Annotated in this window: 29 protein-coding genes; 8 read left to right on the forward strand and 21 right to left on the reverse strand. The window is 35.3% G+C overall.

All coding sequences use genetic code 11. The features are described from left to right. Positions 1-147 precede the first annotated feature (147 nt). The gene (locus tag AXY_RS08475) at positions 148-762 is read left to right on the forward strand and encodes a thioredoxin domain-containing protein (RefSeq protein ID WP_070104674.1); all 615 of its coding nucleotides are present in this window, start codon (positions 148-150) and stop codon (positions 760-762) included. A 63-nt stretch (positions 763-825) separates the two neighbouring features. On the opposite strand, the gene proC is transcribed toward AXY_RS08475, so the two are convergent. Both proC and AXY_RS08485 read right to left on the reverse strand, forming a co-directional pair. Beyond that, complete coding sequence (proC, locus tag AXY_RS08480; RefSeq protein WP_015010388.1) at positions 826-1,638, reverse strand: pyrroline-5-carboxylate reductase; 813 nt, start codon at positions 1,636-1,638, stop codon at positions 826-828. Positions 1,639-1,772: 134 nt separating this feature from the next. Then, positions 1,773-2,006 carry a hypothetical protein gene (locus tag AXY_RS08485; protein WP_015010389.1) on the reverse strand — a complete coding sequence of 78 codons (234 nt, stop codon included), beginning with the start codon at positions 2,004-2,006 and terminating at the stop codon, positions 1,773-1,775. A gap of 145 nt (positions 2,007-2,151) precedes the next feature. Here AXY_RS08485 and sda point away from each other — a divergent pair, with 145 nt between their 5' ends. Then, the gene (gene sda / locus AXY_RS12600; protein ID WP_015010390.1) at positions 2,152-2,274 is read left to right on the forward strand and encodes a sporulation histidine kinase inhibitor Sda; all 123 of its coding nucleotides are present in this window, start codon (positions 2,152-2,154) and stop codon (positions 2,272-2,274) included. Positions 2,275-3,077: 803 nt separating this feature from the next. After that, positions 3,078-3,326, forward strand: a complete 249-nt coding sequence (locus tag AXY_RS08490; protein ID WP_041450149.1) for a transposase — start codon at positions 3,078-3,080, stop codon at positions 3,324-3,326. A 242-nt stretch (positions 3,327-3,568) separates the two neighbouring features. On the opposite strand, the gene AXY_RS08495 is transcribed toward AXY_RS08490, so the two are convergent. The 5 genes from AXY_RS08495 to AXY_RS08515 form a co-directional block, all read right to left on the reverse strand. Next, positions 3,569-4,015, reverse strand: a complete 447-nt coding sequence (locus AXY_RS08495) for a YwnF family protein (protein ID WP_015010392.1) — start codon at positions 4,013-4,015, stop codon at positions 3,569-3,571. Between the two features lie 150 nt (positions 4,016-4,165). After that, positions 4,166-4,888, reverse strand: coding sequence for an amino acid ABC transporter ATP-binding protein (locus AXY_RS08500; protein ID WP_015010393.1), 723 nt, complete (start codon positions 4,886-4,888; stop codon positions 4,166-4,168). After that, positions 4,881-5,540, reverse strand: coding sequence for an amino acid ABC transporter permease (locus AXY_RS08505; RefSeq protein WP_015010394.1), 660 nt, complete (start codon positions 5,538-5,540; stop codon positions 4,881-4,883). Before AXY_RS08505 ends, AXY_RS08500 begins: the two co-directional genes overlap by 8 nt. 62 nt (positions 5,541-5,602) lie before the next feature. Further along, positions 5,603-6,379: a transporter substrate-binding domain-containing protein gene (locus tag AXY_RS08510; RefSeq protein WP_015010395.1), complete on the reverse strand. Its 777-nt coding sequence runs from the start codon at positions 6,377-6,379 to the stop codon at positions 5,603-5,605. A 142-nt stretch (positions 6,380-6,521) separates the two neighbouring features. Continuing rightward, entirely contained in the window at positions 6,522-7,313 is a 792-nt protein-coding gene (locus tag AXY_RS08515; RefSeq protein ID WP_015010396.1) for a Cof-type HAD-IIB family hydrolase, read from the reverse strand. A gap of 136 nt (positions 7,314-7,449) precedes the next feature. Here AXY_RS08515 and AXY_RS08520 point away from each other — a divergent pair, with 136 nt between their 5' ends. From AXY_RS08520 to metA, 4 genes are all read left to right on the forward strand, one after another. Then, positions 7,450-7,668 (forward strand): DUF1659 domain-containing protein, encoded by a 219-nt coding sequence (locus AXY_RS08520; protein ID WP_015010397.1) that lies wholly within the window; start codon positions 7,450-7,452, stop codon positions 7,666-7,668. Positions 7,669-7,707: 39 nt separating this feature from the next. Next, positions 7,708-7,920, forward strand: a complete 213-nt coding sequence (locus AXY_RS08525) for a DUF2922 domain-containing protein (protein ID WP_015010398.1) — start codon at positions 7,708-7,710, stop codon at positions 7,918-7,920. 79 nt (positions 7,921-7,999) lie between these two features. Then, entirely contained in the window at positions 8,000-8,158 is a 159-nt protein-coding gene (locus tag AXY_RS08530) for a YvrJ family protein (protein WP_015010399.1), read from the forward strand. Between the two features lie 139 nt (positions 8,159-8,297). Beyond that, on the forward strand, positions 8,298-9,203 hold the full coding sequence (gene metA, locus AXY_RS08535) for a homoserine O-acetyltransferase MetA (RefSeq protein WP_015010400.1): 906 nt from the start codon (positions 8,298-8,300) through the stop codon (positions 9,201-9,203). Between the two features lie 53 nt (positions 9,204-9,256). On the opposite strand, the gene atpC is transcribed toward metA, so the two are convergent. From atpC to AXY_RS08590, 11 genes are all read right to left on the reverse strand, one after another. Next, positions 9,257-9,703, reverse strand: a complete 447-nt coding sequence (atpC, locus tag AXY_RS08540) for an ATP synthase F1 subunit epsilon (protein ID WP_015010401.1) — start codon at positions 9,701-9,703, stop codon at positions 9,257-9,259. 1 nt (position 9,704) lies between these two features. Next, positions 9,705-11,105 carry a F0F1 ATP synthase subunit beta gene (atpD, locus tag AXY_RS08545; protein WP_015010402.1) on the reverse strand — a complete coding sequence of 467 codons (1,401 nt, stop codon included), beginning with the start codon at positions 11,103-11,105 and terminating at the stop codon, positions 9,705-9,707. A gap of 15 nt (positions 11,106-11,120) precedes the next feature. Beyond that, the gene (gene atpG / locus AXY_RS08550; protein ID WP_041450322.1) at positions 11,121-11,969 is read right to left on the reverse strand and encodes an ATP synthase F1 subunit gamma; all 849 of its coding nucleotides are present in this window, start codon (positions 11,967-11,969) and stop codon (positions 11,121-11,123) included. 24 nt (positions 11,970-11,993) lie between these two features. Further along, the gene (atpA, locus tag AXY_RS08555; RefSeq protein WP_015010404.1) at positions 11,994-13,505 is read right to left on the reverse strand and encodes a F0F1 ATP synthase subunit alpha; all 1,512 of its coding nucleotides are present in this window, start codon (positions 13,503-13,505) and stop codon (positions 11,994-11,996) included. Then, complete coding sequence (gene atpH, locus AXY_RS08560) at positions 13,502-14,041, reverse strand: ATP synthase F1 subunit delta (protein WP_015010405.1); 540 nt, start codon at positions 14,039-14,041, stop codon at positions 13,502-13,504. The genes atpA and atpH overlap by 4 nt, the downstream gene beginning before the upstream one ends. Then, complete coding sequence (locus AXY_RS08565; protein WP_015010406.1) at positions 14,029-14,574, reverse strand: F0F1 ATP synthase subunit B family protein; 546 nt, start codon at positions 14,572-14,574, stop codon at positions 14,029-14,031. Before AXY_RS08565 ends, atpH begins: the two co-directional genes overlap by 13 nt. Positions 14,575-14,628: 54 nt before the next feature. Further along, entirely contained in the window at positions 14,629-14,904 is a 276-nt protein-coding gene (gene atpE / locus AXY_RS08570) for an ATP synthase F0 subunit C (RefSeq protein WP_015010407.1), read from the reverse strand. Between the two features lie 74 nt (positions 14,905-14,978). After that, the gene (atpB, locus tag AXY_RS08575; protein WP_015010408.1) at positions 14,979-15,656 is read right to left on the reverse strand and encodes a F0F1 ATP synthase subunit A; all 678 of its coding nucleotides are present in this window, start codon (positions 15,654-15,656) and stop codon (positions 14,979-14,981) included. A 36-nt stretch (positions 15,657-15,692) separates the two neighbouring features. After that, the gene (locus tag AXY_RS08580) at positions 15,693-16,064 is read right to left on the reverse strand and encodes an ATP synthase subunit I (RefSeq protein ID WP_015010409.1); all 372 of its coding nucleotides are present in this window, start codon (positions 16,062-16,064) and stop codon (positions 15,693-15,695) included. A gap of 41 nt (positions 16,065-16,105) precedes the next feature. Further along, positions 16,106-16,339, reverse strand: a complete 234-nt coding sequence (locus AXY_RS08585; RefSeq protein ID WP_015010410.1) for an AtpZ/AtpI family protein — start codon at positions 16,337-16,339, stop codon at positions 16,106-16,108. 217 nt (positions 16,340-16,556) lie between these two features. Beyond that, the gene (locus AXY_RS08590) at positions 16,557-17,900 is read right to left on the reverse strand and encodes an ISLre2 family transposase (RefSeq protein ID WP_015009875.1); all 1,344 of its coding nucleotides are present in this window, start codon (positions 17,898-17,900) and stop codon (positions 16,557-16,559) included. Positions 17,901-18,462: 562 nt separating this feature from the next. On the opposite strand from AXY_RS08590, the gene AXY_RS08595 reads away from it, so the two are divergent. After that, a complete protein-coding gene (locus tag AXY_RS08595; protein WP_015010411.1) occupies positions 18,463-18,663 on the forward strand; it encodes a cold-shock protein in 201 nt (66 codons plus the stop codon). Positions 18,664-18,854: 191 nt separating this feature from the next. Here the strand turns inward: AXY_RS08595 and AXY_RS08600 are convergent, their stop codons facing one another. The 3 genes from AXY_RS08600 to AXY_RS08610 all read right to left on the reverse strand — a co-directional run bounded on the left by AXY_RS08600 (position 18,855) and on the right by AXY_RS08610 (position 21,855). Continuing rightward, on the reverse strand, positions 18,855-19,748 hold the full coding sequence (locus AXY_RS08600; protein WP_015010412.1) for a PepSY domain-containing protein: 894 nt from the start codon (positions 19,746-19,748) through the stop codon (positions 18,855-18,857). An 89-nt stretch (positions 19,749-19,837) separates the two neighbouring features. Further along, complete coding sequence (locus AXY_RS08605; protein WP_015010413.1) at positions 19,838-21,187, reverse strand: sensor histidine kinase; 1,350 nt, start codon at positions 21,185-21,187, stop codon at positions 19,838-19,840. A 2-nt stretch (positions 21,188-21,189) separates the two neighbouring features. Further along, positions 21,190-21,855 (reverse strand): response regulator transcription factor, encoded by a 666-nt coding sequence (locus tag AXY_RS08610; RefSeq protein WP_015010414.1) that lies wholly within the window; start codon positions 21,853-21,855, stop codon positions 21,190-21,192. Positions 21,856-21,919 lie beyond the last annotated feature (64 nt).

Raw genomic sequence — 21,919 nt, forward strand, 5'->3', positions numbered from 1 at the left:
TTATTCGTATTTACTGTTTATTTTCTTCACAAAATGACTATGCTTAGTTGTAGGAGAAGCATTTCAGCTACTAAATATTGTCATAAAACAAATTAAAGGTTATGATAGACCAATAGAAACTAAATCTATTTGAAAGGATTTAATTTTATGAAAAAAAATTATCTGATCATTATTATAGTGGGTTTGATCATAGCGAGTATGATATTGATCGCTGTTATTCAATCTAACAAATCATCAAAAGTAAATATGGAGCCTGTTGAAGAACAAAGTTTGATTTATCATGGGGATCCAGAAGCTGATAATGAAATGTTATTTTTATTTGACTATGCTTGTTATTGGTGCGCGCTTTGGATGAATGATATATATCCAACGATAGAATCCAAATACATTGATCCAGGCGAAGTAAAATTCAGAACGCAAGCAATGGTATACGTGAATGATGCATCGCTTAGATTAGCAGATTTAGATCAAAATATAAAAAAATATGCAGAAGATCAATATCATCAGATTTTCCAAGAGATCATTGCCGATTCACAAAATGAGGATTTAGAGTGGGGATCAGATCAATATATTAGTGACCTACTAAATAACTATCAACTTGATCAAGATCTGATCTTATCGGAGCCTGATTTTTATTCAATTAAATTATCAAGGGCTTATACGAGTGCTCTTGGAGTAGAAGTTGTACCAACACTCTATATTAATGGGGTTAAAGTTGAAGACCCATTTAATCTTGACGAAATTGAAGCTTTAATAAAATAAGTTCAACAGATAAATACAATTGTATATACAATAAAAGCCGGCACTATTCGATGCCGGCTTTTATTACTTGTTATTTAATTCTTGATCTTTAGCAATCGTTGCGTCAATTCCTTTGACGACTGTCGAAATAAATGCATTATCTTCTAACGTTAACAATCCCGCCACTGTCGTGCCACCAGGAGAACAAACTTGATCAATTAATGTCCATGGGTTTTCCCCGGTTTCTAAAATCATTTTCGCACTGCCTAATACAGCTTGAGCAGCCATCTCATTAGCTATTTGCTTTGGTAAGCCATGCTTTACACCTGCTCGCGCAATACTATCGATAAATAAATAAGCATATGCAGGTGAACTACCAGCTAATGCTGTAAAATTCGAAAAATCCTCCTCAGCAAGAATCCAAGCCTTCCCTACTGATTCAAACATATTAACGACAAAATTAAGCATAGTATCGTCCGTATAGTCATGACCACAAATTGCTGCAGCTCCCATACCTACCATCACATTCACATTAGGCATAACACGTACAATTGGCACTTTCTCGTCTGTTTGTAAATAACGGTATAGCTTATCTGTCGGTGTACCAGCGGCAATTGACACAAGAACTGGCTTATGATTAATAATTTCATCTCTTGATTCTAACAATACTTGCTCCATTACATTTGGTTTAACAGCTAAAATCACAAAATCAACCGACTCTATTAACTGTTGATTTGATGTTACAACATTAGCCCCCACAGCATCAGCTAATGATTTTGCTTTATCTAGATTCAAATCTGTTACATATACCTTATTAGCAGATAAAAACCCTTTTGCAATAATTCCTTTAATAATTGCTGTTGCCATATTTCCAGTACCAATAAAACCAACTCTCATTAATTTACCCCCAGTTTGTAAGTTTTCATAATTATAGATCCTTACAGAATATAAATACAACAAAAAATTATCAGAATATTTCAGTAAATGTTAGGTTTATTTTTCGTTATATTAGGAAATATATATATTAAATCCTAGATAAACTGTTTAATCACAAAATGGTACAACCATATAATAAGAACACTAAATGAAATTGTACCGATAATTGCATTTTTCCATCGTCTTGATAACGGGTTTGGGATTAAATATAAAACAAGAGTTAAAAATACAATCGTAAATAATAGAAGTAATGTTAAGTAAATAAATATACCGAGTAGATTTGATTCAGGCGATTGAATCGCTGTCTTAATTAATTCATTTATTTCCATAGGATTCACCTCAAAATAACGACATAATATACTGTTCTATCAACAATCATAAAGTATTTTACAACGTTTCACAACCTTCTTTTTGTTTCCGACATCAAAAAGCAACTTTACATACATTAGCTAATATTAGAAAGTGGGCGATGTTATGAATTCATTATCGAATGAATTATTAGTTGAAGCGTACTTAAAGGCTGTTGAACTAGGTTTGGATAGTGCATTTATTTCTTTACTATGGTGTGAGTTGAGTTCAAGAAAGATTTATCTTTGAAATCTCCTAATTACAGCATCCCAATTATTTTGTAAGTAAAGTTTTTAGTCAAGTAAAGTTATTTATGAAAGAGCCTTAACCAATTCTCTAATGCACTGGTTAAGGCTCTTATAATGGTTGTACAATATATAACGTTGGTGAGTTTGAAAACTTACTAACATTATTTTTTTTATTTTAAGTGAGTCAATTTCATAATACAAAAATCTAGTTAAGAACACGAACAATTACAAATGAAAATACAATATCATACGTAAATAAAGAAGCCTAATCAAGTGATTAGAACGGCAGGCGGCGACTCCAGCGGGAACAATCGTGTCCGAAGATCCAGTGATAAAAGCTTGGAAAGCTTTTATCAATTAGCTGAGGCCGATCCCGCGGAAAGCGTCCGCCTAGAGTGGAAATCACCGCGTCACCTGTAACCCAATTGTTCGTGTTTTATAGCCAATTAGGTCATTATGAAATTCATTCAAGTATATTTAATTTTATATCTCACGTTATAAACCGCAGTTAGCCGAACCTCCGCGTTCCATGGGCACGGCTTTTAGCTAACTCAGTCAAGCAAAGTACGCTTGACTGAGTGGATCTTCAGCTCGTGCTGTTCCCATTGGAGTCTCCGGTTCGGCTAACTGCTAATTATCAACTTTCTTATGCTTAAATATAGAAAACAAGTGAGTTTCCCTGTAGAATTAAAGTCGACCAAAACCATATCCTATGAGGGAACTCACTTGTCTATTTCTCATATAAATTTATTCGTGTTGATCTAACTTATGGTCCTACTCATTGTGAAAAGTGTGGTATCAAAAATGAAAACTAGTCTAAAAACTTTAAGAATACAATTACCATATAAACAGAATAGTTTTATTCACACATACAACAACGGTCGAATTGAATGGATTAACAACATGATCAAGGTACTAAGCAAAGTCGCATACGGTTATCGTAATTTTTATAATTTCAAGAAACGAATGATGGTTCACCCCAAGTTTAAAGCAATAGAAACAAATTCGAGTAAAAAAATACAAAAAGAAACACGGTATGAAGCAGCCATTTAATTTAGAAGTGAAAAACAGCAGGAGAAATACACGAGACTCCTGCGGGACTAGCACGAGCTGAAGATCCACTAAGGCAAGCGCTCTTTGCTTGCCTTAGTTAGCTAAAAGCCGTGCCCGCGGAAAGCGAGTGTATTTCACCTGCGGTGAACAAGTTGTATCTTTATTAAAACTAATATAAATTTATTCTCGACTAATTATAAAACCTAACAACACTATTTGACATTGAACCCTTATAATTTACATCACTTAATGTAGTGATCACTTGATCTTCGATTTTCTTCAGTTAAAAATCTGAAAAATGGTTGCAAATCCATTTTCACTTGATTCTTAATGCTTGCGATATAGCGATCCTTCTCAGATTTCTCCATAATTTCACTCTTACTAATTCGTTCGATAATATAATCTTTCCCTACCTTATGAATCTCTTTTTTTAATTGACGTGATTCATTAAACATCGCTAAGCCTAATGCAGCTAAAAATGCATAAAATATTGGGATCAGGTAATTATCGATAACCAGATGATTGTCAATAAATAACAAGATAATGTTGAATATACCTATCAACATTAATGGTAAACCGAATATATAATAAGTTGATACTTTCTTCATAATTGGACGAATCTTTTCTGAAATAGAATCCATTTCCTTTTTAATAAAGTGAGGTAATCGTTCAAACTGTGCGGAATTCATTTTTACACCTCGCAATCTTACTTTATGTCTTGTACATTAATATGTACCTTCATTATATAATCTACTATTTTCACGGTCAATTAATTCGCTAATAATTAATCTTAACACAAAAATACATTCCAGTCATGAAATGTATTTTTGTCACCATCTTTATAATATTTTTGCTAAGAAGTCTTGTGCACGTTCAGTCTTCGGTTGTTCAAAGAATGATTTAGGATCACCTTGTTCAACTAATTTCCCATCGGCTAGGAAGATCACACGGTCAGCTACTTCTTTTGCAAAACCCATCTCATGTGTCACGATTAGCATCGTCATACCTGATTCTGCTAAGTCTTTCATAACATCAAGAACTTCCTTGACCATTTCTGGATCTAATGCAGATGTCGGTTCATCAAATAACATTAATTCTGGTTCCATTGCTAATGCACGTGCAATGGCAACACGTTGCTTCTGTCCACCAGATAAACGATTTGGGTAGTCACTTTCTTTTTCAGCCAAGCCTACTTTTTTAAGTAATTCTCGACCTTTCTCTTGTGCCTGCTCTTTCGTTAAATGTTTAACCTTGATCGGTGCATAAGTAATATTCTCAAGAACCGTCAAATGAGGGAAAAGATGAAAGTGCTGAAATACCATACCGATCTTCTCTCTTGCTTTTGTCACATTTGCCTTAGGAGCTGTTAATTCCTCTCCAGCAACGAAAATTCGACCCTCAGTAGGCTTTTCAAGTAGGTTAACACAACGTAATAATGTCGACTTCCCTGAACCTGAAGGACCAATGATCGAAACAACTTCGCCTTTTTTTATATCTAAACTAATATCATGTAAGACTTCATTTTTATTAAAATTTTTAGATAGTTGTTCAATTTTAATCACTATGCTTTAACCTCCGTTCAAGTTGTTTGCCAATTAAAGTTAATCCCATAACAAGCATATAATAAAGTAAACCAACAAACAACAACGGTTCAAAATATTGATATGTCCCTGCTGATACGACGGTTGCTCGACGCATGAGATCTAAATAACCAATTGTCGAAACAATCGCTGATTCTTTAGTTAATGTAATAAATTCATTCATTAATGCAGGTAGTATATTTTTAAATGCTTGCGGTAAAATGATATCTATCATTTGTTTGCGATATGGAATACCTAATGCCATCGATGCTTCTGTTTGACCAATATCAACAGCCTCTATTCCTGCTCGAATAATTTCCGAAACATATGCAGCTGAATTCAATCCAAAAGCTAATATCGCTGATAAAAATGCAGAAATATCGTATCCCGTTAGTTGTGGTACAGCTAGATAAATCAGCATTAATTGAAGAATGAGTGGTGTCCCACGGAAAATTGAAGTATAAGCATCTGCAATCCACTTTAATGGTTTGATGTTACCAATTTTAAACAAAGCAAAAACCGTACCAAGTAGAAATCCAATTAAAATCGACAAACTAACAAATTTTAATGTAACCCATATTCCTTCTAACATAAAAGGAATATAAGGCACGATTTGGCTAAAATCCAAATTCATGCCCTACACCTCTTTTCTTAATGAAATTTATTTCAACTCGTATTTCTAGAATCGTTTACTAATTATGACCCTGATAACCACTCTGCTTCCCATTCAGCAAGTTTACCATTTTCGATCGCTTGCTCGATGATCTGATCTACTTTTTCAACTAAATCACTTTCTTTAGGAAAAGCAACTGCCATTCCTGGCGTAGTTCCAGATGGATCGTCGAAGCCTGCTAATTCTTGTGCTTCAATGAAGCCTAGCGCCACTTCTTTATCTAAGTAAACAGCATCAATCCGATTATTCATTAATTCTTGAATTAATACTTGTGCATCATTAAGTGACTTAATTTCAAAATCATAGTCTGCTTGAAGGTTCTTAGCTCCTTCTTCTTGAATTGATCCTAATTGAACCCCTACTGTCATACCATTTAGATCATCTAATGATGTCATAGCTTGATCATTTTTTGTTACAAACATTTCACCAGAACGATGATACTCAATTGAGAAATCGACATTCTCACGACGGTCTTCTGTTGCAGACATACCTGATAAGACGAGATCAACTCGGTTAGCCTGAAGTGCACCGATAAGACCATCAAAATTCATATCGCGGATTTCTAATTCCATCCCTAACTCATCAGCAATATAGTTAGCTATTTCAATATCAAAGCCAACAATTTCTCCTTCAGTATTACGAGATTCAAATGGTGGAAAGTCAGCTGATGTCCCCATTACAAGTACTTCCTTATCAGATTGACTATTACCATTTTTATCTCCGTCAGAACTAGTTCCACAACCTACGATACCGATTATCAACATTGTTACAAATACAAACAATAGATAGCTTTTTTTCATTTTTATGATCCCCTTCACTTTTGTTGTATAATTATTCGTTGGTATGTATTTTAACAAATAATTATTAATTTGGGAAGAGGTTTTTTGAATAATTATTAATTTTTTTGTATTTTATTTCGTTATCAGTAATGTGATTTTCTAGTTACAGCAACCCAACCATTTTTAACCCATAAAGAATGCCATCTTGGTCAACGTTCTTCGTTACATACTTTGCAACCTCTTTTACTACCGGCTCTCCATTACCCATAGCAACACTATTATGAACAGTTTTTAACATTTGAATATCATTTAAACCGTCTCCAAATGCATAAACATGCTCAGGTTTAATGTTTAATGCTTCGATAGCAGCCTGGATGCCAACTGCTTTCGATCCACCTTGAGGTAATACATCAACAGATAGCGGGTGCCAACGAACAAATTCAAATTCAGGATACTGTTTCTTATAGTATGCCTCATCTTTATCTTCAATAAAAAATAAAGTTTGGAGATAATTTTGGTCAAAGTCAATCACAGGTTCAAATGTTGGTTCAACATCTAATTTTAGTGTAGCTAAACTCTCTTCCATAAATGAGTGATGTTCTACATTCGAATGCATGCCTTCCGGAGTAAGAAAAACTGCTGGATGGCCCTTTTCTAAACCTTCTTGAGTGAGTTTAATTAATGCATTCTTATTTAATGGCTGTTTATAGACAACCTTTCCGTCAATTACGACGTATGATCCATTATAGCTAACAAAAGAATTGATCTTTAGTTCATCACGCAGTTTTTTATACATAAATGGTCCTCTACCAGTTGCTATTGCAACAATGTGTCCATCTGCATGTAGCTGTTCAATTGCCTTCTTCGTTGATGATGGTAATTTTTTATCATGATCTAACAACGTACCATCGATATCAAAAAATATTAATGCTTGGTTATTCATTGATTGTCCCATACCCTTCTTCTCTATATTTAACGATTTCTAGTATAGCATAGGTTCTTATGAATTGCTGACTAGGCATATTTATTTTTTATAATAGGCCGGTAATTGTTTCACTAAACGATTATAAGGGTGAGAGGAGGTGATCTAAGTGGCACAAGCTACAATGATTCAATCAAGACTACAATTATACTTTGAAAAAGGTATTGATCAGGAAACTGGGGAAATGATCGTTAAATCAAAATCATTTAATAATGTGAAAACATCTGCAACACCTGATCAATTACTGGATATTGCTGAGACACTAGCAGGATTACAGCAACATCCACTCCATGAGGTGCGTCGAAATGATGTCGCAACTATAGCATAAGATGAACATTTACTCTTTTCTTAATAGGGGGTGAACGACTTGAAAACGTTGGAATTAAAATTTACCAATCAAGAAGGACGAATTGTAACTTTGTCATTAGACGATCCGATTGAACCAGTCGATCCAGAAGCAGTTCGTCAAGCAATGGATCAGATCATTGAAGCCAATGTGTTTTTATCAACAGGTGGCGATTTAGTTGGGAAACATAGCGCAAGAATTGTTGAACGAAATGTTGATGAAATTACTTGGTAATTAATTATGTATAAATGAAGAGGTAGATAAAATTATCTACCTCTTTAATTCAAATACTTAGAGCTGAAAGGAGATCACTATGAACGAACATTGGTTATCAATCATCACAGAAGTTGGTTTTCCAATTGCAGTCACCTTTTATTTACTGCATAGAATTGAAACAAAGCTAAATACATTGATAGAGGCGATTACCATTCTTCCAGAAAAACTACTGATCAATTCAGCAGATAAGAGGTAGTACGCTCATTAAATATATTTAATCGTATCAAACTGATTGATTTTTTTGAAAAATCAATCTTTTTTGTTGCTGAAATTTTGCAACCAAGCTATAATAAACGTTAACGACTTTTGATGGACGCTCATAAGGAGGGAAGAAGATGCCGATTAATGTGCCCAAGCAGCTTCCAGCTCGTGCAATATTAGAGAAAGAGAATATTTTTTTAATGGAAACAGATCGAGCAACGACTCAAGATATTCGTCCATTAAAAATATTAATATTAAATCTTATGCCGGATAAGGAACGCACTGAAACCCAATTATTACGCTTGTTAAGTAATTCACCACTCCAAGTGATGGTGGATTTTATTCATACTGAAACATATCAATCAAAAAATGTCCAAAAATCACATTTAGAAAAATTTTATTTAACCTTTTCCGATATTAAATCAAAACGTTATGATGGCTTAATTATTACGGGGGCTCCTGTTGAACATTTAAAATTTGAAGAGGTTGATTATTGGAATGAACTCGTAAACATTATGGAATGGAGTAAAACACACGTCACGTCTAGCTTGTACATTTGTTGGGGAGCACAGGCTGCACTCTATTATCATTATGGAATTAATAAATTCGAACGAGACAAGAAGATTAGTGGTATCTATGTACAAAGGTTAATAAATCCAACAAATAAACTAGTACGTGGTTTAAATGATGTCTTTAGAGTTCCGCATTCTAGATATACGGATTCAGATTATCAAGCCATCGCACAACATCATGATTTAACAATATTAGATGAATCTGATGAAGCAGGACCATTGTTAATCGTATCAAATGATGAAAAAAATGTGATGATTACAGGGCACATTGAATATGATGCTGATTCATTACTTAGAGAATACGAGCGTGATTTGGCGAAAGGCATAACGATTCATCCGCCGCACAACTATTTTCCAAATAATGATCCAAATCAGGCTCCAATCAATTATTGGCGCTCTGAAGCCTATTTAATATTTTCGAACTGGTTAAATTATTTTGTCTATCAAGAAACACCATATACATGGTAAAAGGGGAGCCGTTATATTTCATTGGCTCCCCTTTTAATTATTTACTTTGTAAATCAAGGCGTTTCTTCATCTTCTAAATGAAGACTAACTTCAATTCGAACTAATGAACGACGTAACGTAACCTGAAGGCTTCTCATTTGAACTTCTTCAGCAGCTTCAAGAGCGGCTTCTGCTTCGCGTCGATCTTGCTCAGCACGTTCTAAGTCAATTTCATCAGGTCGTTGTGCGATAGTTGTATAAATATCTACATCAGTACCATTAATTTCGACAATACCATTGAAAACGGCTAACTTTTTTTCAATACCATTATTAAAAATGCGGAGAATTCCCTCACCTAATACAGTTGAAACTGGTTCATGTCGAGGTAATACTCCTAGATCTCCGTCAATACAACGCATGATCAACATATCTGCTTCTTCAACAAATTTCACACCTCGAGGTGTCGTTATTGTTAGGTTAATTTTTTCACGATTGACTAACTCAGTCTGTTGTTCAGACATATTAATCACCTTGTGCGCTCTTGTATTTTTCTACAACTTCATCTATCGTTCCAACATTATGGAAATATCCTTCTGGAATCTCATCATGAACACCTTCGATAATTTCTCTAAAACCTCGAATGGTTTCTTCAACTGGAACATAGCGCCCAGGGATTGACGTGAATTTCTCAGCAACATGAAACGGTTGAGATAAGAACTGTTGAACTTTTCTCGCTCGATTCACTGTAAGCTTATCTTCTTCAGATAATTCATCCATCCCTAAAATCGCAACGATATCTTGAAGATCCTTATAGCGCTGTAAAATACTTTGTACAGCACGTGAGACACGATAGTGCTCATTTCCAACAATACTTGCTTCTAAAATTCGTGAAGATGAGTTAAGTGGATCAATTGCTGGATAAATTCCTTGTTCCACAATCGCTCGAGAAAGTACTGTTACTGAGTCTAAGTGAGCAAATGTTGTTGCTGTTGACGGGTCTGTATAGTCATCCGCGGGTACATAAATTGCCTGTACAGATGTGATTGAACCAGACTTTGTTGAAGTAATACGTTCTTGTAATGCACCAATCTCAGTAGCAAGAGTTGGTTGATAACCTACAGCACTAGGTGTTCTTCCTAGTAAAGCCGATACCTCTGATCCAGCTTGAACAAAACGGAAAATATTATCAATGAACAATAATACATCTTGTTGTTGCTTATCTCTAAAGTACTCAGCCATTGTAAGACCTGTAAGACCTACTCTCATACGGACTCCTGGTGGTTCGTTCATTTGACCGAAAATTAAACCAGTTTTATCAATTACACCAGAGTTCTTCATGTCATAGTATAGGTCATTACCCTCACGAGTACGTTCACCTACACCAACGAACATTGAGTATCCTCCGTGCTCTTGAGCAATACTGTTGATTAACTCCATAATTAATACAGTTTTACCAACACCTGCTCCACCGAATAAACCGATCTTACCACCTCTTGAGAAAGGACAGAGCAAATCAATTGCCTTAATACCTGTCTCAAGCATTTCTGGTTCTGCTACTTGATCAGCAAGACTAGGTGGGTCTCGGTGGATTGACCATTTTTGCTTTGCTTCGATTGGTGGTTGGTTATCAATCGGTTCTCCTAAAACATTCACCATTCGTCCCAAGACCTCTTCACCAACAGGTACAGTAATTGGCGATCCTGTATCAACCGCCTCCATACCTCTTGTCAGACCGTCTGTCGGATGCATTGAGATACATCTAACTGTATCATCCCCTAGATGTTGCATAACTTCTAAGATGATTGTTTCATCATTGTGCTTGACTTCGATCGCATTATATAATGCTGGTAATTCGCCTTCAAAGTGAATATCTATAACTGCTCCTATAATCTGAATTATCTTACCTTTATTATTAACTATCATGTATTCCACCTTTACTTATTTACTTAAAAAATTTGCACTACCTACAATTTCGCTAAGTTCTTGTGTGATAGCTGCCTGGCGTTTTCGGTTATACATACTAGTTAAGTCTTTAATGAGATCTGATGCATTATTACCTGCAGCGTCCATATTAACCATTCGAGCTGCTTGTTCACTCGTATGCGATTCAGAAAATGCTCTAAAAAGACTCATATGCAGATATAATGGCATCACTTGATCAATAAATGTTGCTAAATCTGGCTCATATTTCTTTTCATTGTTTCGGTTATTATCTTCTAGCTCAACCCCAGTTGCGACTGGAAGTAATCGCTCAACATGCGGAATATAACTTAACACATTTTCAAAGCGCGTATATGCAACAAATACTTCATCCACTTCACCAGACAAGTAGAGATCCGATAACCATTTTGCAAGGTTTTCGGTTCCGTAATAGACTTGTGAATCTGCAATGTCTGTAATTTTACGGATAATATTTTTTTCTCTCTTTTTTAAATAATCATTACCTTTAGATCCTACTACAAGTATCTTTTCATTCTTGCCATTATTCATATGTTTTATCGATTCAGACAAAATGTTTGCGTTATAGCTTCCTGAAAGACCACGATCACTTGTAATAATGATATATAATGTATTTTTAACTTTTCTTTCATAATAAAACGGGTGTGTCTCTACTTCTTCTAGATTCCCTATTTCCTCAACTACACGTTTCAAATTCCCGTAGATAGGACGGACACCTTCCAACTGCCTTCTAGCTTTTTGCAACTTCGTGGAGGCGACCATATCCATCGCTCTAATAATTTGTTCTGTAGAGCGAACGTTTTCGATTCTTTGCTTAATATCTCTCATCGAAGTCACATCGGTACCTCCTTATTAGTTGTATTGATACTGTTTCTTTGTTTCCGCGATCGCCTTATCAATTTCTTGTTCTAGATCTTTTGAAATGTCTCCAGTTTGTTGTATTTCTTCCTTAATGTGTGGAGCATGCTGATTGACATAATTGATAAAGTCTCTTTGGAATCTTAGTATCCGTTCAACTTCAATATCTGTAAGATGCTTGTTGCTTAAAGCATAGAGGATCAATACTTGATCTTCAACAGCCATTGGTCTATACTGCGGCTGCTTAAGTACTTCGGTAATTCGCTCACCTTGATTTAACCGATCTAATGTATCTTGGTTTAAATCTGATCCAAATTGAGAGAATGCGGCTAATTCTTTATATTGAGCAAATTCAATTCTTAATGGACCAGCTAGTCTCTTCATAACTGGAATTTGCGCTGATCCACCAACACGTGAAACAGAGAAACCAGGGTTAATAGCAGGACGAATACCATCATTAAATAAATCTGACTCTAAGAAAATTTGTCCGTCAGTAATAGAGATGATATTTGTTGGAATGTATGCAGAAATATCGCCTTCTTGTGTCTCAACAATTGGTAGTGCTGTTAAAGTACCACCACCGTTTTCCTCACTTAGGCTTGCTGCGCGTTCTAGTAATCTTGAATGCAGATAGAACACATCACCTGGATATGCTTCGCGCCCAGGTGGACGGCGTAGAAGTAAACTAATTGCACGATATGCAACAGCATGTTTTGATAAGTCATCATATACGACTAATACATCTTTACCTTTATGCATCCATTCTTCAGCAATTGCACAACCTGCATAAGGTGCAATGTATTGTAATGAAGAAGACTCACTTGCTGTAGCTGCAACAACTGTTGTATATTCCATAGCCCCTGTTTCATTTAGGGTTTTTATAATTCTCGCAATTGTTGACGCTTTCTGTCCAATTGCTACGTATACACAATAAACATCTTTATCTTTTTGATTAATAATTGTATCAATACCAATAGCTGTTTTACCTGTCTCACGGTCACCAATAATTAATTCCCTTTGACCTTTTCCGATTGGTACAAGTGCATCAATAGCTTTAATACCCGTCTGTAACGGTTGATTAACTTCTTGTCTGTCAATTACACTCGGAGCAGGACTCTCAATTAATCTGTACCCATCAGATGCAATTGGACCTTTTTCATCAATTGGTTCTCCTAGTGCATTTACAACACGACCAAGCATACCGTCACCAACTGGGACTTCAGCCATTCTTCCTGTTAATTTAACTGGGTCACCTTCTTTTATACCTGCATCTGAACCCATAATAACAACACCAATACTGTCTTCATCTAAGTTTAATGCCATACCATAAGTACCATTAGCAAATTCAAGAAGCTCACCGCTCATTGCACTATTCAACCCATGAACACGCGCAATACCATCACCAACTTGAATGACTGTACCAGCTTCGGAAAAATCTAATTCATCTGTATAAGATTTAATTTGTTGTTTTATTACCTTACTAATTTCATCAGGATTAATGATCATTGATAACCTCCTCTCTTCAATCGTTCTTTCATTACATTTAATTTAGTTCTGACTGTACCATCGAAGATTTTACCATCTACTAAGATATAAAATCCTCCAATCACATCAGGATCATGTTCAGTACAAATCTCAACTTGCATATTAGTTTTCTTAGATAATATTTTACGGATTGATTCTAGTTGTTCTTGTTTAAGTGGTTTAGCAGATACGACTCTTGCCTCAATTTTTCCTAAACGTCGATTGGCACGATTAATAAATTCTGCTAAAGCGGGTAGTATGAGTGATTCTCGATTTTTCTTTACCATGAGTGATAGAAATCCCATAAGATGTTGAGAAATCTTACCCGAAAAAGCACTATCAAAAAGATTGTACTTGGCTGAATCTGCAATATGGGGATGAGTTAAAAATGCTTGACTATCCTGGTCAGATAACATATCCCTAACTAAAATTGCACCTTGTAAATCTTCACTTAAGCTATTATTTTCATCAGATAGCTCTATAAGTGCATTTGCATAACGCTCGTTTAGTTTTGCCATTGCGTGTCCTCCAACTTAGCTAATGTTTCCTCAAAAATCTTCTCTTGAGTTTCATCATCTATGTTTTGAGTGATATATTTCTCGGCCATTAGAGAGGCAAGTTCAATAATATAGAGGCGTGATTCTTCTTTAAGTCGAGCTTTCTCTTTTGAAATGCTCTCCATCGAACGTGCTTTTAATTCTTGAGCTTCTTTCCTTGCTGCCTCAATAATAGTTTTACCTTCTTCTTCAGCAGCGAGGCGTGCAGCCTCAAAAATTTCAACTCGTTCTTTATCGATTTCTTGTAGTTTTTTGTCATATTCTGCAATGAGTTTATTACCTTTGGCCATCACAGCCTCTGATTCAGTTATCTTACTCTGAATACGTTCAGCACGATTTTGCAAAAATTGTTTAACGGGATTATAAAGAAGCCAACCTAATATGACTGATAATAAAATACCGTTAAATAGTTGAATACCCATATCAAAAAATGTTTGCAAATCTAAACCAAAAACGCGACCATCAGGAGCTGTTTGAGCCAAAAGTGATACCATATTAAGCAATTAAAATAGCCTCCTTTCGCTCTGTTCAGTCACATACATTTCTGCTTAACCTAAGTAGTTAAGTAGAATTGTAACAAGTGGGTTAGCGAATAACATGATGATCGCGATTAAGAGACCATAAATACCAGAAGTTTCAGCTAAAGCTAAACCAACAAACATTGTTGTACGAATTGAGTCCTCAGCTTCAGGTTGTCTAGCGATTGATTCTAAAGCTTGTGAGGCGATTTTCGCCTGTCCAAATGTTGTAGTAACACCGTTTAATAGTGCGATTGCTGCTGCGATGTGTGCGATTGCGATTACAAATGCTAATGGATCTTGCATGTTTAATTCCTCCAATTCAATTCTGAATAATTTTTTTTGAATTATTTATGTCATATATGTATGAACAACGTTTGCTAATCTGCAGCTGTTTTAACATACATTAGACTTAAAATAACAAAGATATACGTTTGCAAAGCACCAATGATTACGTCAAAGAATGCATGGAGTAATGACGGAATTCCAAATTGGACCAACATTGGAGTCAATGCGTAATATAGCGTAATGATTATCGTTCCTGATAACATGTTACCAAATAGACGGAAACTTAATGAAACAGGCTTGGCCAATTCCCCAATTAAGTTCATCGGAAAGAAGACAAAATGCGGTTCGAAAAACTCCTTAAGGTAATCGCCTTTACGGTGCTTAAAGCCCATGTAGAACATTAATACTAAACTTACAAAGGCAATAGCAAACGTGGTTGCCCAATCAGCAGTTGGTGGTCTAAGTCCAAAAATACTGAGTAGAGCCGACCATAACAGGAACATAAATACCATGAAAAACCAAGGAGCAATATAGGAAAGTTTTTCACCTACTGTGCTTTTGACAAAATTTTCGAAGATTTCAACAACTGCTTCAATCGCATTTTGGAAGCCACTAGGTACTTCTTTAAAATTCCGAAGCTTAATTCGAGCAATGATAGCTACGACAATTAGGAACAGCATAATAAACCAAGTATTGACGATAGTTTCAGTAATCCAAAATTCATGACCGAAGATTTCTATACTCTTTAGATTTTCTATTTCTAAACCCAATCTCTCATCACCACCTGTCTTGAAAATCAATTTAGATTAATTTTTAGTTGTAGACCTAATTGTATAAACAGCTATTTGGAATGAAATAATACCTACCGCTACACCCCACAAACTGATTTGAGGCACAACTGCTCCTAGAAAAAGCACAACACCAGAGAGTAATAATCTAAGAACATGCTGGATTGTAACATAGTTGCCTGCGGTTTTCTTTTCCATCTTCAGTGCTTTATTGACGGCAGATTCCAGGAGAAATACTTTAGCAATACTTACGGCAGAGCCTAGTGCGGCTCCAAATAAAAATGGAAGGAAATCTAAAGAGCGGTGGTAAATGACTGAACCCAATGTACTAATAATTGAAATGATTATGATCGTTATAATCATTTTTTTGGCTAAACTAGACAGTTTCATGATACCTCTCTTCCCTATAATCTTTCACTGGTTGTTATCAATTATTCTTTCGGGAAATTAAATAAAGATTTAAGTGCTGCTCCTGCACCTAGAAGAGAAAAAACTAATAACAACCATGGTGACGTACCGAATAGGTTGTCTAAGTATTTCCCCATAAAGACACCAATCAATATCGTCGTTCCTATTGTTACGCCTATTTGTGAGAAGTACGTTAACGTTCGCATCATTTCATTTTTTTTAGGGCGCTGCTTATTCCCATTATTATGTGTACTCAAGTTAACGACCTCCCCGCTTAAAAACATGGCATCCTAAAAATAAACAGTTTTGGATACCATGTTTCGCCTGTGAAAATGGTATCATAAAATTTTAGAAAGTGTCAAGAAATAAGCCGATTTCGTTTGAGTCAAGTATTTGTAGGCAATTTTTTCTACGTTAATAATGAAAGCGGATTCATCATTTTAAGGTGACCCCTTGATAAAGTTTTTGCCTTTTTTAAAAACCAGATAACTCCTTTAACACGTTGTATATCGGAATATTTGCCTTTCCTTTTAGGTACATAAGATTGTCTCTGGTAACCTGACCAATGGTTCTTTTAACCTTTTCTTTATAATGTCTTGGTGGTTTCTTTTCCAGCTCGATTTCTGTCCATTTATCTATTCGCCCGAATAAAGTCTTTAGGGACAAATTATCCAAGAAGGCCACTAATGCAGTGCCCATGGCACTTACACCTTTATCCGACCAACTACGGCCATTTTTTAGTCTTTTGGCAAACACACTCATGGTTCCCTCTGCGCTTCCCATTGGACGCATACCAGTTGTATCAATTCCCTGTTCTTTTAACCATATTCTATAATCTCCCAATGCTTCTGGATATTTTTCTAATTGGCGGATAAACGACACAAGTCGTTCCTCCTTCTCCTCATCCTCAAGCGTTCCTACGGCACTGTTAAGCTCTGTTAAGAACGTTTTGTATTTGTATGCCGCAAGGGCTTTACGAATGGACCGATAACGAGGATGCTTACTGAATATACTCTTAACCTCTCGTGCCACATGAAAGCGATCAAGAGAAAAGAATACACGACCTTTAAAATACTCACGACAGGATGTAATCCAGTTGGCACCATCTCCATTTATAACCAGCTTGTGAAAAGTCGGGTCATATTCGAAGTTTTCAATTAGAAAGTCCTCAAAAGCCTCCCAAAAGGGTTGCTTTCCTTTGTGAATAAAATGACGTTTGTTCTTAAGGCTAACCCGTTTTCCATTGACTTCCCATCCTTGATGGACAGCTGCTATTTTCTCTTCTTTTCCCTTTTTCCATTTACCTTGGCGTTTTACAAATAAACCATCTACTTCTACAAATAAGACGGGTTGGAGTATAGGTTCACGCTTTTTAGGTTTACACGTAACCTCTAATAGGTGTTGACGAATTGCCTCATGACTGATAACCCGGTAACCTAATAGAGTTTGTAATGTATTAGCTGCATTTCGATAGGAGCGACCCTTAACAGCTAGCTCAATGGCAGCTTCCTCAATCAATGGACTAAAAGAACCGGCCTCCTCAAACTCTAGATAACGATCAAGAAGATAGACATATTCCCCAGTTGATCGGTCAAGGTAATAATTGCGATATAATTCAATCTCACCAAAGAGACTAGCTATATTAAACTTTCTTTTATCAATAAGACGATAGCGCTTTTTATCACGTTCATCGGCAATCTGTTGGTCCATATCCTCCAAGACCTGTTTCATAACGAAACCAAAGGTTTCTTGTAATTGTCTCCAAACCAATTGCTCAATTTGTTTTAAATTTGGGTATTTTATGATATTCTTTTCCATGAGGGATTCTCCTTTCGGTAATGGTGTTTTAGTCGACTATCATTTTACCAAGGAGTGTCCCTTTTTTCATGACTTTTGCTTTGTTTCCTACCGCGCTATCGCTTGCTGGCCCCTTCACTTAGTGAAGGGGTTAATATATTTTTGCGCCCACAATAATTTTACTCATACGCCGATTTCCAAAGGCTAACAGTAATCTTTTTATTTCCATTTTGATTTTGATAACGTTCGCAAATTTCGCCCGTTTATCTTAGTTTTAACACATATCTAATTATTTTTTTAAAAAAAGTTTTTTTGTGAAAAGGATATGAAAATTCGCCTTAATCATTGATAACTCATGGCTTTTATTGCTTTTTTAACTATGAGATATTGCTTCATTTTAGATTCAGGATACTTTTAACGGAGAAAGGCTTGCATTTAAAACATATGCTTGCTATAATGAACTTAGCTATTTTGTTCGACAAAACACTTCAAGTAACTGACATCGTGAAAGTTTTCGTTTTGATGCTTGAGCAAGAATAGTAATACATGTGTGTGGATATACCACACTAGGAGGAAAAGTAATATGGCACAAGGAACAGTTAAATGGTTTAACGCAGACAAAGGTTTTGGATTTATCGAAGTTGAAGGTCAAGATGATGTATTCGTACACTTCTCAGCTATTCAAGGCGAAGGCTTCAAAACACTTGAAGAAGGACAAAGCGTAACTTTCGATATCGAAGAAGGTAACCGCGGACCACAAGCAGCTAACGTTGTTAAAGCGTAATTACTAAAAAACATAAAAGAGAACGAATAAATTCGTTCTCTTTTTTTAATGATCTTTTTTAGTGAGTGTATTCAATTATGTGGGGACAGCACAAGCTAAAGATTAGTATCAATTGATATCATACCTAAATACCCTGAGCAGCTTTGTTGCTGTTCAGGGTATTTTTTAAACACATTATAATTATTTTTGGCTTAATCACGATCATCATAATCAATATCAAGTATTTTGCCTGTATATGCATCAATTTCTAGATCGATTTCATACTGTGCAGTTTCCATTTCAATTTCATAGTAATAATAGCCATCATCAGAATCCAATTTTGCTTCAATTATTTTAGCATTTGGTTCTTTATCTAAAGCTATTTGCTTAGCTTTTTCAATTGAAATCAAATCACTCTTAGCTTTACTACTACCTTCTAAACGTTCAAACTCAATCATGATAACTTTGCCCGTATAAGCATCAATTTCAATATCTACTTCTTGATCATCTGTGTGCATTTCAATCTCATAATAGCGTTGACCATCATCAGATTCTAATTCAATATCAATAACTTTCGCATTTGGCACTTGCTCATGAGCAATTTTAATTGCTTCATCACTTGAAATGATCACATTTTTAGTTTGTTTCTTTGTTGTCTTTTTGACTGGTTGTTCTTCCTTATTAGTTACTTCTTTCTCTTTTGAAGTATTTTTTGTTTGTTCTTGTTTAACTTCAACTTTTGATTCTTTCTCAGTAACTTCTACTTCTTTTTCAGTTCTTTTCTCGTCAGTTAGTTCAGTATTTTTAACTGTTTGTTGTCTAACTCGTTTTTCTTCTAATTTTACGATTGCACCTGTTTTAGCATCTATTTCTAATTCATATTGTGTATCTTCAGTTTCTAGCTCAACTTCATATCGACCATCGTCAAATTCAACAGAAACAACCTCACCTTGGAATTGCTCTTGCGCAATTCTTTCTGCGTCTTGTCTTGTCATTGTCGCTTCAGTTGTTCTCGGTGAAGATTGGAATATATAGAACGCGATACCAAAAACTACCAAACCACCTAATATACTTACGATTGCTTTAATTGTTGCTTTTTTCATCATTTGATGACCTCCTTATTTGATTACTTTAATCTTATCGAAAGAAGATGAAAAACAACTTTAAGTAAAATGAGAATTTGATGAGAAAGTGATTAATTCGGAATCATAATTGTAAAAATTGAGCCTTTTCCTTCCTCACTTGAGATTGTTAATGAGCCTCCATGAGCTAATACAATCTCTTTAGCAATCGCAAGACCTAGTCCAGTACCACCAGTTTCTCGACTTCTTCCATGATCTACACGATAAAATCGATCAAATATTTTTTCCTGATCTGCTTGACTGATTCCCTCACCATGATCACGAATGTCAATCTTTACATGATTAGGCAAATTCTCAACCGTAAGCTCTATTAGTCCATCACTGTATTTTCGAGCATTATCCAATAAAATATAGAGAACTTGATTAATTTTTTCTATATCAATCGTTACTTCAATCTCTTCTATATTTGTTTCAAACTGGATCTTCCGTTCAAATGCAGTCGCTATTGAGCGAATCGTATCACGACACATTTTTACGATATCGACTAGTTGATAAGTTAAACCATCACCTCGATCTAATGTTGCTAACAATAGCATTTGTTGAATTAACTGAGTCATTCGATTTATTTCAAAATCAATCGCCTCAACTGACTCTTCAATGACTTCTGGATTTACTTTGCCTTGACGCTTGATCAGTTGGGCATAGCTTTTAATTATGGCAATCGGTGTTTTTAATTCATGAGATGCATTTGAGACAAACTGCTTTTGCTTAAGAAAGTTCTCTTTAATCCGTTCATTCATTTCATTGTATGTCGCACCTAGTTGTGCAATTTCATCATTTGTTTTTGAATCAAATTCAATGAGTTGCCATTCACCATCAGTTTGGTTAGCTTTCATGACATCAGTCAATTTCTTAATTGGTGTAAACACAATATGACTGATTCCCTTACCCGCAAGCCAAATCGGAATAACCATAAATATTAGCGCAATAATCAGAACATAAAGTAAACTATTCATCATCTCATCTACTTGATCTATTCGTTCGATAATTTCTAATGTTACAACTTCACCATCTGCCCAAATTACAGGAAATGATAATCGAACGATTCTACCTAATTGTGTATGATTAATTTGTTCTAATAACTGACCTGAACTATACAATGGCTTAAGAGTAGTTAATTCCGTATCACGTGTTATCGTTTGGATGGCTATATCTTCTTTATCAATGACTCGAATCATTCCATTTGCAGGCAAATAAGCGCGCAATAATTGGTTAGGATTGACTGCTTGACCAGCATCACTTGCTAGGGACTCTCTTATTATCGATGCTTGATCTTCAATTCGTTCCATTTCTTGATTTATTGTTACTTGTTGAAAAGAATAATAAATTAAACCAAAAATTAAGACCAAAAAGCTCAACATGATCCCCGTAACAATTAACGTGATTTTTCGTCGTAATGTCATGATCATTCAGTCCTTATAACATAACCGATTCCTCTAACTGTCTCGATTAATTGATAGTCAATTTTTTGTCTTAAATAACGAATATATACATCAACAACATTTGTTTCTCCTACATAATCAAAACCCCAAACCTCACTAAGCAACTGATCTCGTGATAAGACTTGGTTTGCGTTACTTGCTAAATATACGAGTAAATCAAACTCTCGCTTAGTTAATTCAACCACTTCATCTTGCCATGTTGTTTGGTATTGGCCAATATCAATAACGAGATCTTTAATTTTGATCTGCTTACTTTTGCTTACTTGATTTTGACTTTGTCGTAATTGAGCTCTAATTCTTGCTAACAATTCCTCGATTTCAAATGGTTTAGTAATATAATCATTTGCACCTAAATCTAGTCCGCTAACTTTATCATAAGTAGTGTCTCTTGCTGTTAATAGGATAACCGGTGTTAGTGAGCCGTCTTTTCTCATCCGCCGGAGAATTTCCATTCCACTTAACCCAGGTAGCATAATATCTAGTAATATTAAGTCATATGTCTTATCACTAATGATGCCCCAAGCTTCTCGTCCATCATGTGTTGTTGTCACCTGATAACCTTCATATTCTAATTCCAATTGTAAAGCACGAGCTAAATTCTTTTCATCTTCAACAATGAGAATATTCATTTGGTTCACCTAATTTCTATAGATTAATCATAGTTACAGTTTAACATAACTATATTAAGTTTAA

Source organism: Amphibacillus xylanus NBRC 15112, from assembly GCF_000307165.1.
Classification (GTDB): domain Bacteria; phylum Bacillota; class Bacilli; order Bacillales; family Amphibacillaceae; genus Amphibacillus; species Amphibacillus xylanus.

Bases quoted from the DNA above. Each gene is read 5' to 3' on its own strand.
- AXY_RS08475 (WP_070104674.1), top strand. From the start codon at position 148: ATGAAAAAAAATTATCTGATCATTATTATAGTGGGTTTGATCATAGCG.
- proC (WP_015010388.1), bottom strand. From the start codon at position 1,638: ATGAGAGTTGGTTTTATTGGTACTGGAAATATGGCAACAGCAATTATT.
- AXY_RS08485 (WP_015010389.1), bottom strand. From the start codon at position 2,006: ATGGAAATAAATGAATTAATTAAGACAGCGATTCAATCGCCTGAATCA.
- sda (WP_015010390.1), top strand. From the start codon at position 2,152: ATGAATTCATTATCGAATGAATTATTAGTTGAAGCGTACTTAAAGGCT.
- AXY_RS08490 (WP_041450149.1), top strand. From the start codon at position 3,078: ATGAAAACTAGTCTAAAAACTTTAAGAATACAATTACCATATAAACAG.
- AXY_RS08495 (WP_015010392.1), bottom strand. From the start codon at position 4,015: ATGAATTCCGCACAGTTTGAACGATTACCTCACTTTATTAAAAAGGAA.
- AXY_RS08505 (WP_015010394.1), bottom strand. From the start codon at position 5,540: ATGAATTTGGATTTTAGCCAAATCGTGCCTTATATTCCTTTTATGTTA.
- AXY_RS08510 (WP_015010395.1), bottom strand. From the start codon at position 6,379: ATGAAAAAAAGCTATCTATTGTTTGTATTTGTAACAATGTTGATAATC.
- AXY_RS08515 (WP_015010396.1), bottom strand. From the start codon at position 7,313: ATGGGACAATCAATGAATAACCAAGCATTAATATTTTTTGATATCGAT.
- AXY_RS08530 (WP_015010399.1), top strand. From the start codon at position 8,000: ATGAACGAACATTGGTTATCAATCATCACAGAAGTTGGTTTTCCAATT.
- metA (WP_015010400.1), top strand. From the start codon at position 8,298: ATGCCGATTAATGTGCCCAAGCAGCTTCCAGCTCGTGCAATATTAGAG.
- atpC (WP_015010401.1), bottom strand. From the start codon at position 9,703: ATGTCTGAACAACAGACTGAGTTAGTCAATCGTGAAAAAATTAACCTA.
- atpD (WP_015010402.1), bottom strand. From the start codon at position 11,105: ATGATAGTTAATAATAAAGGTAAGATAATTCAGATTATAGGAGCAGTT.
- atpG (WP_041450322.1), bottom strand. From the start codon at position 11,969: ATGAGAGATATTAAGCAAAGAATCGAAAACGTTCGCTCTACAGAACAA.
- atpA (WP_015010404.1), bottom strand. From the start codon at position 13,505: ATGATCATTAATCCTGATGAAATTAGTAAGGTAATAAAACAACAAATT.
- atpH (WP_015010405.1), bottom strand. From the start codon at position 14,041: ATGGCAAAACTAAACGAGCGTTATGCAAATGCACTTATAGAGCTATCT.
- AXY_RS08565 (WP_015010406.1), bottom strand. From the start codon at position 14,574: ATGGTATCACTTTTGGCTCAAACAGCTCCTGATGGTCGCGTTTTTGGT.
- atpE (WP_015010407.1), bottom strand. From the start codon at position 14,904: ATGCAAGATCCATTAGCATTTGTAATCGCAATCGCACACATCGCAGCA.
- AXY_RS08580 (WP_015010409.1), bottom strand. From the start codon at position 16,064: ATGAAACTGTCTAGTTTAGCCAAAAAAATGATTATAACGATCATAATC.
- AXY_RS08590 (WP_015009875.1), bottom strand. From the start codon at position 17,900: ATGGAAAAGAATATCATAAAATACCCAAATTTAAAACAAATTGAGCAA.
- AXY_RS08595 (WP_015010411.1), top strand. From the start codon at position 18,463: ATGGCACAAGGAACAGTTAAATGGTTTAACGCAGACAAAGGTTTTGGA.
- AXY_RS08600 (WP_015010412.1), bottom strand. From the start codon at position 19,748: ATGATGAAAAAAGCAACAATTAAAGCAATCGTAAGTATATTAGGTGGT.
- AXY_RS08605 (WP_015010413.1), bottom strand. From the start codon at position 21,187: ATGACATTACGACGAAAAATCACGTTAATTGTTACGGGGATCATGTTG.
- AXY_RS08610 (WP_015010414.1), bottom strand. From the start codon at position 21,855: ATGAATATTCTCATTGTTGAAGATGAAAAGAATTTAGCTCGTGCTTTA.